We start from the raw sequence: 14,510 nt of genomic DNA, 5'->3' as shown, positions 1-14,510 counted from the left end.
GGGCTGCCAGCCGCTCATGCCCTGACCGCCCGCCACGACAGCGTCAGGTACGGCAGCTCCAGTACCTCGTCCGGCCCGTGGCCGAGGTGGTCATGGAGATACCAGTCAAGGTTCGCAAGCACCTTCGCCCGGGTGGCCTCACCAGCGCGCAGGTAATAGCTGCGGGATTTCGTCAGTTCCATCAGGTCTGCGGTTGTCACGGAGTCCTGCCAGTGCGTGACATGCTCCTCCAGCGCCTCAAACTCAGGTCCTATGAGCGGGCGGTGGCCGGGTTTGTAGACATCCCCGGCATGCATGATCCTGGACAGGCGGTGGACCCAGGAAACCGACGTGTCCAGCTGGTTCCAGACGAGTCCCAGTGTTCCGTGAGGGCGGAGGACGCGGGCAAGTTCCGTGCTCGCCCTCAACGCGTCGCACCAGTGCCAGGCCTGGGCTACGGTAACGACGTCGAAGGCCTCGTCGGGCAGGCCAGTCGCCTCTGCGGTGCCAAGGACAGCTGTGGCGGCAGGATAGTGCTCGGCCAACTGCCTGAGCATGTCCGCTGAGGGGTCAACCGCCGTGACGGACAGCCCCATGCCCAGCAGCAGCTCAGTAAATTTGCCGGTGCCGGCGCCAACGTCGAGTGCATCGCGGGCCGCGGGAGTTACGAGCCAGCGCGCTGAGTCGGCAGGATACCCCGGCCGCACCTGCTGGTAGTGCTTGCCGCCGTCCTGGAAACTCAGGCCGAGCTCCCGGCGCCGGCCGTGATCCAGCCGTGGGCCACCCCGTGCCACGTGCGGCCTCCTTCATCCGGTACTTTTAGTTCCTCCGAATTTACCGCATGGGCCGCAGCAGGGCGCCAGCCGCAGGTCAGTCGTCGAGGCAGGGCGCGGCGCCGGCTGTTCCCGGGGTGTTGGGCGCCCAGTGGGGGTACGTACGGTTGTCATTGGCCGGAACCCAGCGGCCGGCGTCCACCACATAGTCCCAGCCCAGGCCCTTGCTCCGAAGGTCCCGGATGCCAGCCAGCAGCCGCTCCGCATCTTCCAGCCTTGAGCCGACGCCGAAGCTGGCCCGAAGGGAACCGGACGGAAGGCCCAGCCGCTTCAGCAGCGGGTGCGCGCAGAACCGGCCGTCGCGCAGGCCCACCCCGTGTTCGGCCGACAGGTAGGCGGCCACCAGGCCGGCGTCGTAGCCTTCAACGGAGAAGTTGACCACGCCAATCGTGTCGGTGTCCGGGTTGGTGTCCTTGAAGATCTGGTGGACCGTCACGCCGTCGATTTCCTGCAGCCCTTCCACCAGGTAGGAGCGGATGGCTGATTCGTGGGCGTGCCAGCGGTCCTGGTCCAGCTCCGCGATGACCTGCGTTGCACGGGCCAGCGTCGCCGCACCGAGCACGTTGGGTGATCCGCCCTCGTGGCGGGCCGGACCGGTTGCCCAGCTGACGCCGTCGAGCCTTGCTTCCTTGACGGCGCCTCCGCCTGCGAGGTGCGGTGTGCCGGCGTCGAGCCAGTCCGGCCGGCCGACCAGCACGCCGGCACCAAAGGGTGCGTACAGCTTGTGGCCCGAGAAGGCGAGGTAGTCGACGTCGTCCGCGGTGATGTTGACGCGCCGGTGCGGTGCCAGCTGGGCCGCGTCCACAGCGATCCGTGCCCCGTGCTCGTGCGCCAGCGCGGCAAGGGCGCGGATGGGGAGGATTTCGCCGGTGACGTTGGAAGCACCGGTCACGGCCAGCAGGCTGACGCCGCCCTGCTGCAGTTCCGCACGGACGGCGTCGATGGTTCCGGCAATGGTATCTGCTGCCACGATGCTGCGGTGGGGGACGCCCTGCCACGGAAGCAGGTTGGCGTGATGCTCAATATCGAGGTACAGGACGTCGCCGGCCGGCCGTCCATCGGTGGCCGGCAGGCAGCCCGCCAGCAGGTTCAGGGAGTCGGTGGTGTTCCGGGTGAAGATCACCGAATCATCCGGGCGGCCGCCTACGAAGTCGCGGACGATGGCACGGGCATTCTCGTAGACCGACGTGCTGATCTGGGAGGCGTAACCCGCACCGCGGTGGACGCTGGCGTAGAAGGGCAGGATCTCGTTGAGGTAGGCCGACACCACCGAGAGGGCGGGAGCGGACGCGCCATAATCCAGGTTGGCGTACCGGACGTGGCCGCCGTGGATCAGCGGAGCCTGGATCTCGGCACCGCTGACGGCAGCGAGCGGACGGCCTGCGGCGGCCTGCCACTGGTCGAAGAGCGCTGACGATTCCCGCGGAACGGCCTGATGCTGGAGAGCGGCCTTGCTGGAGAAAGCGGCGTTGGGGGAGACGGTGGCAGTTGTCACAGAGACCTCACTTCAAAACAGGACTCCGTGCAGGAATCCGCGCTTGCCGCATCCCTTCCGGACCGGCCTGGTCGTCACCCGGGGCACCCCACCGCGAATGGAGGGTTGCCGGCCAGCAAACCGGGGTTTTGCGCTGGCACTCGTGACCTGGTTAAGAGCGTAGAACATGGGCCGCGAAGGTTAAAAGCCCGCTGGAATGTTAAGGACTTTGTTACGCGCGGTTGAAAAGGGGCGGTTGAACCGAAGATCACGACGGCGGGCGCAGCCTTTCGGGGGCGTCCGCCGTCGATTGTTCGTAATGCCTGGACTAGAGCAGGTCGTCCAGGTTCGGGTTCAGGCGCCGCAGGACCTCCGAGTGGAGGATGGAATTCGTGGCCAGGGCGTTCCCGCCAAACGGACCGTCCTCGCCCTCCAGCGACGTAAAGCGGCCCCCCGCTTCCACCACGATGGGCACCAGCGCGGCCATGTCGTAGAGATTCAGCTCAGGTTCACAAGCGATGTCCACGGAACCTTCTGCCACCATGCAGTAGGACCAGAAGTCGCCAAAGGCACGGGTCCGCCACACGTCCTCGGTAAGCCCCAGGAATTCATCAAGGTTTCCACGTTCCTTCCAGCCGCCGAGGCTCGAGTAGGAGAGGGAAGCATCGGACAGGCTGGAAACATTGGACACCCGGAGGCGGGTTGCCGCGGCAAGGGAACGCCCCATGTAGGCTCCCATGCCCTTGGCGGCCCACCAGCGCTTGCCGAGGGCAGGCGCGCTGACCACGCCCACCACCGGTTCGCCCTCATCCACCAACGCGATCAGGGTGGCCCAGACCGGGACGCCCCGAACGAAGTTCTTGGTGCCGTCAATGGGGTCGATGATCCACCGCCGCGACCCATGCCCCGTACTGCCGAACTCTTCGCCGAGGACGGCATCGCGGGGACGGGAGCGGGAGAGCTGGCCACGGATGGCTTCCTCGGCTGCCTTGTCCGCATCGGTGACGGGCGTCAGGTCCGGCTTGGTCTCAATGTGGAGGTCCTGGGCCTTAAAGCGGCTCATGGTCTGGTCATCCACGGAATCGGCCAGGACATGGGCCAGGCGCAGGTCATCGTTGTAGCTCGAAGCGGGTTGGATCATGGTTCCAAACTACCGTCTGCGCGCCGTTCTGCCGGGAAGCGGGCCCGTCAGGTGACGCTGCCCAGTTCCTTGGCCTCCTGGGCTTCCATCCTCGGGTCCGTGCCGAGGAGGCGCCGCAGGGACCCCAGCCTCGCTGCTCCGGTGGGGCCGGCGTGCCCCGCACCAACCCATGCGTCCAGCCCGCAGTTGACCGCGGCGGCGGTGTGCTTGCATCCGCGCTCGCAGTCTTCAATGCCGGGGGAGAGGTCCGGGAAGGAACGGAGGATCCGGTCGGGATCCACGTGCGCCAGGCCAAAGGAGCGGATGCCGGGGGTGTCGATGATCCAGCTTCCGGACGGCGCGTCCGCGAGCTTCAGCGCAAGGGCCGACGACGACGTGTGCCGTCCGCGCCCCGTTACGGCGTTTACTCCGCCAGTAGCCCGTTCCGCCCCGGTCAGCGCGTTGACCATGGTTGACTTCCCAACACCGGAATGCCCAAGCATCACGGTGACCTTGCCGTCCAGGTGGCCGCGCATCTCGGCAACGGCGGAGATGTCCAGCCGGGCGGACAAGCCGTCATCCGAACGGGCATCAATGCCGGAAGCGCTGGCATCGGCGGTCCGGCTGATGATCACGGGAAAGTCCAGGTGGGTGTAGTTGGACAGCAGTTCCGCAGGGTCTTTGACGTCCGCCTTCGTGACCAGCAGGATCGGATCGATGCCGGCGTCGTACGCGGCCACCAGGGCACGGTCGATAAAGCCGGTCCGTGGTTCAGGATTGGCTGCTGCCACCACAATCACCAACTGGTCGGCATTGGCCACCACTGCCCGTTCAACGGGGTCCGTGTCGTCGGCGCTGCGCCGCAGCAGGGTCCTGCGGTCCTGGATTTTTACCAGGCGCGCCAGGGTGTCCGGCTCCCCGGAGACGTCGCCGACCAGCGAGACGAAGTCTCCTGCGACTACCGGATTCCGGCGGAGTTCCCGGGCCCGGGCAGCAATGACTATCCTTTCGTCGCCCGAGTCCTCTCCCACCACAGCGGTGTACCTGCCCCGGTCAACGGTAATGATGCGCCCCGTGACGGCGTCGTCATGGCTGGGCCTGTCCTTGGTGCGGGGCCGGGAGCCCTTCTTGCTGGGCCGGATCCGGACGTCCGATTCATCCCAGGAGTCAGTGCTCCGCGCCACCGCTGGAACCTTCCGGCGCTGTTTCGGCAGGACTGTTCTGCGCCAGCATGCCTGCCCACAGCCGGGGGAAATCCGGCATGGTCTTGGCTGTGGTGCCGATGTCCTCCACCTGGACGCCCTCCACGGCGAGGCCAAGGATGGCCCCCGCGGTGGCCATGCGGTGGTCGGCGTAGCTGTGGACGACGCCGGCATGCAGCTTTGCGGGCCGGATCACCAGTCCGTCGCTGGTTTCCTCGGCGTCACCGCCCAGGCGGTTGATCTCTGTCACAAGCGCGGCGAGCCGGTCGGTCTCGTGTCCCCGCAGGTGTGCGATGCCGGTGAGCCGGGAGGGGCCCGTGGCCAGCGCGCACAGGGCGGCTACGGTGGGCGCGAGTTCGCTGGTGTCCGCGAAGTCTCCGCCCTTGATGTGGGGGCCGCCGGTGACCGTGAGGACGCCGTCGTGCAGGGTCACCTGGGCGCCCATGGCGGCCAGGATGTTGCGCCAGAGGTCACCGACCTGCTGCGTTTCGTCCGGCCAGCCCGGGATCCGCACCGTTCCCCTGGAAGCCAAAGCAGCGGCCAGGAAGGGGCCGGCGTTGGACAGGTCCTGCTCGATCCGCTGGTCGAAGGCACGGATGGGGCCGGGGCTGACCACCCAGTGGTTGGGCACTGAGTCATCAACGGCAACCCCGGCGCCGCGCAGGACTGCCACGGTCATGTTGATGTGGTCGAGGCTGGGCACCGGCTTGCCCACATGTTCCAGGTGCAGGCCCTCGGTGAACCTTGCGCCCACCAGGAGCAGTGCCGAAACGAACTGGGACGACGCACTGGCATCGATGACCAGGTGGCCGCCGCGGACCTCACCAGTGCCTTCCACCACAAAGGGCAGGGACGACGGCGTGCCGCCCCCTTCTGCGGAAACAGCGACGCCAAGCGCAGAGAGCGCTTCGATGATCGTTCCCATCGGCCGTTTGCGGGCGTGCGGGTCGCCGTCGAACACGCTTTCGCCGTTCCGCAGCGCAGCCAGCGGCGGAACGAACCGCATAACCGTACCCGCAAGCCCGCAGTCGATCCTTGTAAGGGGTGACGCTGCATCCGGGTCCAGCGGAACCACTTCCAGGTCGGGCCCGAAGGCACCGTCGCCGGGAACCTTCGTAATGGTGGCGCCCAACTGCCGGAGTGCCTCGATCATGAGCGCTGAGTCCCTCGAATGCAGGGGTGCGCGGAGGCGGGACGGTCCGTCGGCCAGAGCGGCAAGAACCAGGTACCTGTTGGTCAGGGACTTGGAACCGGGAACCGTGACGGTGGCGTCGACGGGCCGGGATGCGAAGGGTGCCGGCCAGTGGGGAACATGCATTCCGGAGTCATCCCGGACGTCGGCTGCTGCGGTCATGCGTTGTTATGCCCCCGTGGCCTGTTCCACGGCGCGCCGTACAACCTTGTCTGCCTTGTGGAGCTTCTTGTTGGTTGTCTTGCGTGCGTCCGCTGCCAGGTGCGAGGCACCCTTGCGGGCGTCTGCGGCGAGGTGTTCCGCGCGCCAGGCCAGACCTGGCTTGCCGGCTGTGTCAACGGACGCCAGCAGGGCGCCGCCACTCAAGGACAGGTTCTTGAGCAGCTGGTTACGGCGGTTCTCCCGCCCTTCCTTGGTGCTGATATCCGCACTCCGCCACTCAACAAAGGTGTTCAACAGGGAGATCACCGTGAGCAGCGTGGCCGACAACCTGGAGAATTTGCCCAGTCCGAAAAGCACGCCGGCGCCCACCTGTGTTCCGCCGATGACGCGGGCCAGGGTTTTCTCATCTGACTTAAAGGGCAGGGACGCGGCCGCCTTGCGCAGCAGCGGGGAAAGCTGCTGCGCTGTGTCATCGGCGTTCTTGAGCTTATCCACTCCGGCGATGACGAAACTGGAGGCCAGCATGGGGCGGGCAAGCGTGCGGAAAAAGGACATTGATTTCCTCCTGGATGGACGAACCGCGTCGAAAGCGGCGGAGTCCGTTCTAGTCTTGCACTTTTGGGGAATATTTGCCGAAGGCATGAGGTTATTCATGACGCATCCGGAACGCGCTGCCGCACCGAAATCATGGGCTACAGCATGCAGGTGCCGGCCGAAGGAGCTCGCCGGATGCAGATAGCCGGTGCAGTACACGACGGACAAGCAGAGCGGAGTTGTGCCCTTGGCACGGGTGTTGGACGGAATTGAAACAGCAGGCCCGGTGGCGATGGACTCATTTGAGGCGGAACCCCCGAGCTATGGCCAGCCGCGTGCGCGCAGCCGCCCAGTAGACTTGAAGGCAATGAGCACCCTGGATCCGGCCGTCGCGGCCATGTATGAGGCTTCCCAAAGCGAAGCGAAGAGCAGCGCAGCAGCTGGGCCTGGGGCTGCGGGCTCCGCGGCTGTCCCGGCGCCGGCCGAATCCGGCGGGGACCTGGTGGATGTTTCCACCGAGTCGGTCGAGGAGCGCCGTCTGAGGTTTGAACGCGATGCGATGCAGTATGTCGATCAGCTGTACTCGGCGGCAATGCGCATGGCCAGGAACCCCTCTGACGCCGAAGACCTCGTCCAGGAGGCGTACACCAAGGCTTTCTCCGCGTTCCACCAGTACCGGCCCGGGACCAACCTCAAGGCCTGGCTGTACCGCATCCTGACAAACACGTACATCAATTTGTACCGAAAGCGGCAGCGCGAACCGCTCCAGTCCAATTCGGACACCATCGAGGACTGGCAGCTGGCGCGGGCCGAATCACACACCTCCAGCGGACTCCGCTCCGCTGAGGCAGAAGCGTTGGACCACCTTCCGGATTCCGACGTCAAAAGGGCACTCCAGGACATTCCGGAGGAATTCCGCCTGGCGGTCTACTTCGCGGATGTGGAGGGGTTCGCCTACAAGGAAATTTCAGAAATCATGAACACGCCCATCGGTACGGTGATGTCCCGGCTCCACCGCGGCCGGAGGATGCTGCGGGACATGCTGGGGGAGTACGCCGCGGAGCGCGGGTTCAAGACGGCCGCTGATGCACAGGACGCGGCAGGAAGCACACAACAGGAGAGCAGGAAATGAGCGACTGCCAGGGATTAGGCGACTGCGACGACAGCCGGATGCAACGCATCTACGAGTACCTCGACGGTGCCCTGACCCGCGAGGACATCACGGAAATCAAGAACCACCTCGATGACTGCCCGGAATGCACGGAGCAGTACGACCTTGAGTGCGTCATCCGCAACATGGTCAAACGCTCCTGCACCGAGGCTGCTCCGGAGAACCTGAAGAACGCCATCCTGGACCGGATCCATACCATCCGGCCGGTGGACGCCTAGGAACAGCGCCCGGGCGTTGCGTACGCCCTTGATCCAATGACAACAAAGGACCCCGGAAGCCATGTGGCTTCCGGGGTCCTTTGTTTGAACCGTAGTTCCTGGCATGTGCCTAGGTGTTGGGGCGCTTCCCGTGGTTCGCGCCGCCACGCTTACGGTCACGACGCTTGCGTGCACGCTTGCTCATAGCTGGCCTCCTTAAATGTTGGTACTCAAAAGAGCTGCCCTCAAGTCTCCCACATCAAGGGACAGCCCGCGAACCAGGAACCGCCGGATGACCTGCGTATTGAGGCCGGCGGGGTGACTGTGGGGGCTAGGAATTGAGCGAGTTGCGGATTGAGATGCCGGCCTGTTCCAGCACCGTCCTGACGGTTTCCAGCGCAAGGGGACTGAGCGGCTGCCTGCCCGCCTGCAGCCGAAGCTCGGCCCGGAGGTCATCCCGGAATTGCTGGAGCATCATTTCGGCTTCCTTGAGCGACCGCTGGCTTTCCGCCGGCAGCCGTCCGGGAACCCTTAAATCCGTGGACAATGCAGTAGCCCGGGCCGCCTCAGCAGTGGCGGCAAGATCCGCGCGCAGCCCCCTCATGTTGCTGCGGATGTCCTCCCGCAGGCTGTCTGCCAGCCGCCGGACGGAGGCCGAGATCTCGCTCTCCACGCCTGCCAGCTCATCGCGGCGGCGGTTGAGCTCGGCCAACCCGGAGGCGGTGATGCGGTAGTTCGTGCGGCGGCCGGCGGATTCCGTGGCCACCAGGCCTTCCTCCTCGAGTTTGCCCAGCCGGGGGTAGATGGTGCCGGCGCTGGGGGAGTACGTTCCGCCGAAGCGCTCCTTGAGCGCCTTGATGAGTTCGTAGCCGTGCTTGGGGCCGGACTCAAGAAGTGCCAAAAGGTACAACCGGAGCGCGCCGTGCGCAAAGACCGGTGCCATCAGGTCCCTGCTTCTGCAGATCCTGCCACGGTCCTGTGGAATATCGAGGTTTTTCCGGATACCGAGTTGGTACGTACCAGCATGAGCTGGCCGTCAGGGCCCGCGATGGTCTCCACCTTGCCGCCGACCACCGTGTACCGCTGGTCACCAATCACCACCGCACCGCTGGCAGACTTGGCCACGATGTCCACCCCTACGTCATGGGGCAGCCGGATGGTGAGGTCTCCCGACACCGAGTTCGCCCCGAAATCATGGGTAAAGCCCAGGAGGTCGAAACTCATGTCCCCGCTGACGGTGTTCGCCCGGATATTGCTGAGGCGCCCGGACGCCGTGACTTCGCCGGAGACGCTTTTGGCTGTCAGGACGCCCGAGTGGTTGCGGACTGATACTTCGCCGCTGACGGTCTGGACGTGCAGTTCCCCATTGGTGGTGTCCGCCATGACTGACCCGGATACCGTGTTGAGGCGGATGTTCCCGGTTACCCCGGACACCAGCCCGTCGCCGCTGACCGTGCCGGCCTCAATGCTGACGTGCGCGGGAACGGCGATGCTGATGACGGCGGAGTTTTCGCTGTTGTGGTTAACAGTCCCCATCAGGTTCTTGAACCAGCCCTGGGGTCCGTGCAGCTGGTGGCGGATTTCCAGCCGGCCGCCGCTGAGGGACACAGCCACGGGATCGCCATGCACATCGGAGATCTCAAGGCGGGTGACGGGTTCCTGGTGCGTGACGACGTCGAAACGTCCCTGCACCATACCAAGCTTCAAGGACGTCACGTCGTCGACATCTATGGTTTGGGGACTGGTGACAGTCCACTCTTGATCGGTCACGGGCCCTCCAGGCGATATATCGTGTTGACCCTCCCCAACGTACCCCCGCCGCAGGGAAGGGTCAAGATATATCGCGAGAGGGGTTACTCCGGAGCGTCCATGCCGAGCCACTGGAACCAGCCGCGGTGCAGCACCAGCCAGGCCATGAGGCCGTAGCCTGCCTGCCCGGGGGTGCCGCCCTGGGCTGCCAGGTCCTGGCGCCACTGTTCGTGGTTCAGGAGCGGGGAGAAGGTGTCAACGTACAGGTGCTTGCGCCGGGTGGTGACGTCGGCGAAAGCCGTGTTGAGTTCATCCAGGCGCCGGTTCTGCGCGGGGTCCAGGGTGGGCGGCGGGCCCACAACGAACACCTCGATGCGGTTCTGGGACGCCGAATCCAGGATGTTCGCCAGGTTAAGCCGGCTGCGCGCGGTGGAGAGTCCGAACTCAATGTCGCGTCCGGAAAGTCCGATCACCAGGCGGTTCTCCGTCTGGTTGCTGAAGCGCCGGCCGGCCTCGTCGAGCCAGCGCGCGGCCAGGCCTTCCGTTCCTTCCTCCGGGCAAGGGAGGGCGTAGCTTTCGAGGAGCATGCTGTCCCGGGGAGTGCGGGCCAGCACACGGCCCAGCCAGCCGAGGGCCCGGGGATCGCCCAGTCCGGCCAGCAGTTCATCTCCTACAGCTGCAATCCGCAGCTTCCTGTCTTCCACGCGTTCCTCTTTACGTCGGTGCGGAGCCGCCGCCGTGGAACCTGGTTCCGGCCACGGGATTGGGCTGCGCATGCGATTGGGGTTTGTCCTTCAGCGCTGTGTATTTCATCAGCGCCGTGCACTCCATTAAACAGAACCGCCCGGCCGGAGTCTGGGATTTCGACGTCCGGCCGGGCAGGCTTAGTGCTTACTTCCGTGCAAATGCCTGCTTCAGGAGGACATCCTGCTCGGCGGCGTGCCGTTTCATGGACCCGGCGGCAGTGGACGCCGACGCCGGACGCGAAACCAGCCGGATGTTGCGCTCCAGGGCACCCGGCAGGTTCAGGCCAATGAACGGCCACGGCCCCTGGTTGGCCGGCTCATCCTGGGCCCAGACAACTTCTGCGTTCGGGTACTTGGCAAGTTCCTTTGCGATTTCCTCGTGCGGCAGCGGGTAGAGCTGCTCCACGCGGATGATCGCCGTGGTCTTGTCGTCCGTCTTCTGCCGCGTGGACAGGAGGTCGTAGTACAGGCGGCCGGAGACCAGGAGGACGCGTTCGACGGCGTCTCCCGCCAGCTGCTCGTGTTCGCCGATGACGGGGCGGAAGCTGCCGGTGGTGAAGTCCTCCACCGACGATGCGGCAGCCTTGAGGCGCAGCAGCTGCTTGGGCGTGAAGATGATGAGCGGCTTGCGCGGCCGGTTGTAGGCCTGGCGGCGCAGAAGGTGGAAGTGCGAGGCCGCCGTGGTGGGGTTCGCCACGATCATGTTCTCTTCGGCACACAGCTGCAGGAACCGTTCGATCCTTGCGGAGGAGTGGTCCGGGCCCTGGCCCTCGTAGCCATGCGGCAGCATCAGGACCAGCGAGGACCGCTGTCCCCACTTCTGCTCTGCAGAGGAGATGAACTCGTCGATGATGGTCTGTGCACCGTTGACGAAGTCGCCGAACTGGGCCTCCCACAGGACCAGCGCATCCGGCCGCTCAACGGAGTAGCCGTACTCGAAGCCCATGGCCGCGTATTCCGAAAGCAGGGAGTCGTAGATCCACAGCTTTGCCTGGTCGTCGGAAAGATTGCTCAGGGGCAGCCATTCCTTGCCGTTGGCGCGGTCGTGGAACACGGCGTGGCGCTGCACGAACGTGCCGCGGCGGGAATCCTGTCCCGCCAGGCGTACGGGGACGCCCTCCATGATGAGTGAACCGAAGGCCGCGATTTCGCCGAAGCCCCAGTCGATGCCGCCCTCCCGGGACATCTGCTCACGCTTTTCAAGCAGCTGCTTGAGCTTGGCGTGCACAGTGAAGCCCTCGGGGATTTCCACGTGGGCCTTGCCGATCCGAGCCAGGGTATCGGCGGAAATAGCCGTGGAAACGGGTGCGCTGGTGCCGGAGTCGGACTGCTGGGCGTGCGGACGCTCAATGTCCGAGACGGCGGCAGTGTCCGCCGTAACGATCGGGATGGGGGAAGTCTGGGCCGCGTGCGTTTCGGCGAAGACGCGTTCCAGCCTCTCCTGGTAGTCGCGGAGCAGCTGCTCGGCTTCTTCCTCGGTGATGTCTCCGCGGCCGATCAGGGACTCGGTGTAGAGCTTGCGGACGGAGCGCTTGGCTTCGATGAGGTTGTACATCAGCGGCTGCGTCATCGAGGGGTCGTCGCCCTCGTTGTGCCCGCGGCGCCGGTAGCAGACCATGTCGATGACGACGTCCTTGTGGAACCGCTGGCGGAACTCGTAGGCGAGCTGGCCTATGCGGACCACTGCCTCGGGATCATCGCCGTTGACGTGGAAAACAGGTGCCTGGATCATCTTGGCAACGTCCGTGGAGTACGTGGAGGAGCGCGATGATGACGGGGCCGTGGTGAAACCAACCTGGTTGTTGACAACAACGTGGATGGTTCCGCCGGTGCGGTAGCCGCGGAGCTGGGACAGGTTGAGCGTTTCAGAAACAACGCCCTGGCCGGCGAACGCCGCGTCCCCATGGACCATGATGGGCAGGACCGGGAAGGACTCACCCTGGTCCAGGCGGTCCTGCTTGGCCCGGACAATGCCCTCAAGCACGGGGTCCACTGCCTCAAGGTGGGAGGGGTTGGCGGCGAGGTAGACCTTGGTTTCCTTGCCGTTGTCCGAGGTGAAGGTCCCCTCGGTGCCCAAGTGGTACTTGACGTCGCCGGATCCCTGGACGGAGCGGGGGTCCTGGGTGCCTTCGAATTCGCGGAAGACCTGCGCGTAGGTCTTGCCGGCGATGTTGGTGAGCACGTTCAGGCGGCCGCGGTGGGCCATGCCGATGGCTACCTCATCCAGGCCGTCGTCGGCGGCGTCGGACATGATGGCGTCAAGCAGCGGAATCAGGGATTCGCCGCCCTCCAGGGAAAAGCGCTTCTGGCCGACGAACTTGGTCTGCAGGAAGGTTTCGAAGGCCTCGGCGGCATTCAGCTTGGAAACGATGCGCAGCTGCTCTTCGCGGCTGGGCTTGGAGTAGGGGTGCTCCAGCTGGTCCTGGAACCACTTGCGCTCGGCAGGCTCCTGGATGTGCATGTATTCGATGCCGGTGGTGCGGCAGTAGGCATCGCGCAGGACGCCCAGGATGTCCCGGAACTTAAGCATGGGCTTGCCGCCGAAGCCGCCGGTGGGCCACTCGCGGTCCAGGTCCCACAGCGTCAGGCCGTACGTGAGGACGTCGAGGTCCGGGTGCTTGCGCTGGACGTACTCAAGCGGATCGGTATCCGCCATCAGGTGCCCGCGGACGCGGTAGGAGTGGATCAGCTGCTGGATCCGTGCCACCTTGTTGATTTCGTCTGCCGGGTCCACCTGCTTGTCGGCGCTCCAGCGGACAGGCTCGTACGGGATGCGGAGCGACTCGAAGATTTCATCGTAGAAGTTCTGCGCGCCCAGCAGCAGCTGGTGGACAAGCTTGAGGAACTCGCCGCTGCCGGCACCCTGGATCACGCGGTGATCATAGGTGGAGGTCAGGGTCAGGACCTTGCTGATCGCGTTCTGGGCGATGATCTTTTCGCTGGCGCCCTGGAATTCGGCGGGGTAGTCGAGGGCGCCGACGCCGATGATGGCAGCCTGGCCCTTGGACAGGCGGGGCACCGAGTGGACGGTCCCGATGCCGCCGGGGTTGGTCAGCGAGACGGTGGTGCCCTGGTGGTCCTCTGCCGTCAGTTTGCCGTTGCGGGCGCGCTTGATCAGGTCTTCGTAGGTGTGCCAGAACTCGGAGAAGTTGAGGGTTTCGGCCTTCTTGATGTTCGGCACCATGAGCAGGCGGGTGCCGTCCGGCTTGGGCATGTCGATGGCAATGCCGAAGTTGACGTGGGCCGGCTGGACCGCAACGGGCTTGCCGTCCACTTCGTCGTAGTACACGTTCATGGAAGGGAACTGGGAGAGTGCACGGATGACGGCGTAACCGATCAGGTGCGTGAACGAAACCTTGCCGCCGCGGGCGCGGGCCAGGTTCGAGTTGATGACCACGCGATTGTCGATCAGCAGCTTGGCCGGGATGGCACGGACGCTGGTGGCGGTGGGCACCTGGAGGCTGGTGACCATGTTGGTGGCAATTGCCTTTGCCGGTCCTCGGAGGACGGAGACGACGTCTTCCTCAGGAGCGGTAGGTGCCTTCACGTTTTTGGGCAGCTGCGCCGGGATGGGCTGGGAGCCGGTACCGGCCTCGGTCTTCTTGCCGCCGTCGCGGGCAACAGTGGCCGGGGCCTTCTTGGCCGATGCGGGCGCAGAGGCCGGAGGGGCCGGCGGCACCGGCGGGACGGCGGGTGCTTTTGCCGGCGACGGTGCCGGGGCTGCGTTCACTGCGGGCATTTCCCTGGTGGCGGGCCGGACTGCGGCGTGCTCCGAATTTCCGTTGGAAGAAGAACTGCCCGACCCGAACGATTCAAACAGCGGCCACCACTTGGCATCCACGGCGTTCTTGTCCTGCTGGTACTGCTCGTACAGTTCGTCAACGAGCCACTCGTTTCCGCCAAATTCCTCTGGTAGACGGTGGCTAGGCTGCTCTGGCACTTGAAATACGCCTCTTCCATGAGTTTGATTTCTCCCCGGCCCCACGGTGCTTCAGCAACACGTTCGAACCGATCTCTGCGTCCTCTGAACCCAGACCTTTGCAAGTCTAGTGAGCATCCTGTGTTAACTGCCAATAAGGGTGACCCAAATCATGAAGTGACGCCGGGATCGCGGAATATGGCGGGAAAAGACGTCATGCCCGCGTGTTGCG

General features: G+C 65.2%; 13 protein-coding genes and 1 riboswitch. Of the genes, 2 read left to right on the top strand and 11 right to left on the bottom strand.

The genetic code is table 11. The annotated features are described in order from the left end of the window. Positions 1-14 precede the first annotated feature (14 nt). The 6 genes from ABRP28_RS07825 to ABRP28_RS07800 all read right to left on the bottom strand — a co-directional run bounded on the left by ABRP28_RS07825 (position 15) and on the right by ABRP28_RS07800 (position 6,517). Positions 15-773, bottom strand: a complete 759-nt coding sequence (locus tag ABRP28_RS07825) for a class I SAM-dependent methyltransferase (protein ID WP_350001690.1) — start codon at positions 771-773, stop codon at positions 15-17. 76 nt (positions 774-849) lie between these two features. Beyond that, entirely contained in the window at positions 850-2,307 is a 1,458-nt protein-coding gene (locus ABRP28_RS07820; RefSeq protein WP_350001688.1) for an aminotransferase class V-fold PLP-dependent enzyme, read from the bottom strand. 34 nt (positions 2,308-2,341) lie between these two features. Continuing rightward, positions 2,342-2,455, bottom strand: a riboswitch (SAM riboswitch). 159 nt (positions 2,456-2,614) lie between these two features. Next, positions 2,615-3,427, bottom strand: coding sequence for a histidinol-phosphatase (hisN, locus tag ABRP28_RS07815; protein ID WP_231455085.1), 813 nt, complete (start codon positions 3,425-3,427; stop codon positions 2,615-2,617). Positions 3,428-3,474: 47 nt separating this feature from the next. Continuing rightward, the gene (gene rsgA / locus ABRP28_RS07810) at positions 3,475-4,590 is read right to left on the bottom strand and encodes a ribosome small subunit-dependent GTPase A (protein WP_350001686.1); all 1,116 of its coding nucleotides are present in this window, start codon (positions 4,588-4,590) and stop codon (positions 3,475-3,477) included. Beyond that, on the bottom strand, positions 4,574-5,962 hold the full coding sequence (gene aroA, locus ABRP28_RS07805) for a 3-phosphoshikimate 1-carboxyvinyltransferase (protein ID WP_350001685.1): 1,389 nt from the start codon (positions 5,960-5,962) through the stop codon (positions 4,574-4,576). The genes rsgA and aroA overlap by 17 nt, the downstream gene beginning before the upstream one ends. Before the next feature lie 6 nt (positions 5,963-5,968). Next, positions 5,969-6,517 (bottom strand): DoxX family protein, encoded by a 549-nt coding sequence (locus ABRP28_RS07800; RefSeq protein WP_066277186.1) that lies wholly within the window; start codon positions 6,515-6,517, stop codon positions 5,969-5,971. A gap of 346 nt (positions 6,518-6,863) precedes the next feature. Between ABRP28_RS07800 and ABRP28_RS07795 the strand changes: the two genes are divergently transcribed. Both ABRP28_RS07795 and rsrA read left to right on the top strand, forming a co-directional pair. After that, complete coding sequence (locus ABRP28_RS07795) at positions 6,864-7,628, top strand: sigma-70 family RNA polymerase sigma factor (protein ID WP_374152947.1); 765 nt, start codon at positions 6,864-6,866, stop codon at positions 7,626-7,628. Next, positions 7,625-7,885, top strand: a complete 261-nt coding sequence (rsrA, locus tag ABRP28_RS07790) for a mycothiol system anti-sigma-R factor (protein WP_104184948.1) — start codon at positions 7,625-7,627, stop codon at positions 7,883-7,885. The genes ABRP28_RS07795 and rsrA overlap by 4 nt, the downstream gene beginning before the upstream one ends. 109 nt (positions 7,886-7,994) lie before the next feature. On the opposite strand, the gene ABRP28_RS07785 is transcribed toward rsrA, so the two are convergent. The 5 genes from ABRP28_RS07785 to ABRP28_RS07765 form a co-directional block, all read right to left on the bottom strand. Continuing rightward, complete coding sequence (locus ABRP28_RS07785) at positions 7,995-8,069, bottom strand: 50S ribosomal protein bL37 (protein ID WP_369299106.1); 75 nt, start codon at positions 8,067-8,069, stop codon at positions 7,995-7,997. A gap of 126 nt (positions 8,070-8,195) precedes the next feature. Next, positions 8,196-8,807, bottom strand: coding sequence for a PadR family transcriptional regulator (locus tag ABRP28_RS07780; protein ID WP_350001682.1), 612 nt, complete (start codon positions 8,805-8,807; stop codon positions 8,196-8,198). Next, positions 8,807-9,634, bottom strand: coding sequence for a DUF4097 family beta strand repeat-containing protein (locus tag ABRP28_RS07775; RefSeq protein ID WP_350001681.1), 828 nt, complete (start codon positions 9,632-9,634; stop codon positions 8,807-8,809). Before ABRP28_RS07775 ends, ABRP28_RS07780 begins: the two co-directional genes overlap by 1 nt. An 83-nt stretch (positions 9,635-9,717) precedes the next feature. Then, the gene (locus ABRP28_RS07770; RefSeq protein WP_231455096.1) at positions 9,718-10,317 is read right to left on the bottom strand and encodes a GDSL-type esterase/lipase family protein; all 600 of its coding nucleotides are present in this window, start codon (positions 10,315-10,317) and stop codon (positions 9,718-9,720) included. A 187-nt stretch (positions 10,318-10,504) separates the two neighbouring features. Beyond that, positions 10,505-14,299, bottom strand: a complete 3,795-nt coding sequence (locus ABRP28_RS07765; RefSeq protein ID WP_350001680.1) for a multifunctional oxoglutarate decarboxylase/oxoglutarate dehydrogenase thiamine pyrophosphate-binding subunit/dihydrolipoyllysine-residue succinyltransferase subunit — start codon at positions 14,297-14,299, stop codon at positions 10,505-10,507. Positions 14,300-14,510: the final 211 nt, after the last annotated feature.

The organism is Pseudarthrobacter sp. WHRI 8279, from assembly GCF_040224115.2.
Lineage (GTDB): Bacteria > Actinomycetota > Actinomycetes > Actinomycetales > Micrococcaceae > Arthrobacter.
Note: the sequence above shows the minus strand (reverse complement) of the source record. Positions and strands in the feature narration are given on the sequence as shown.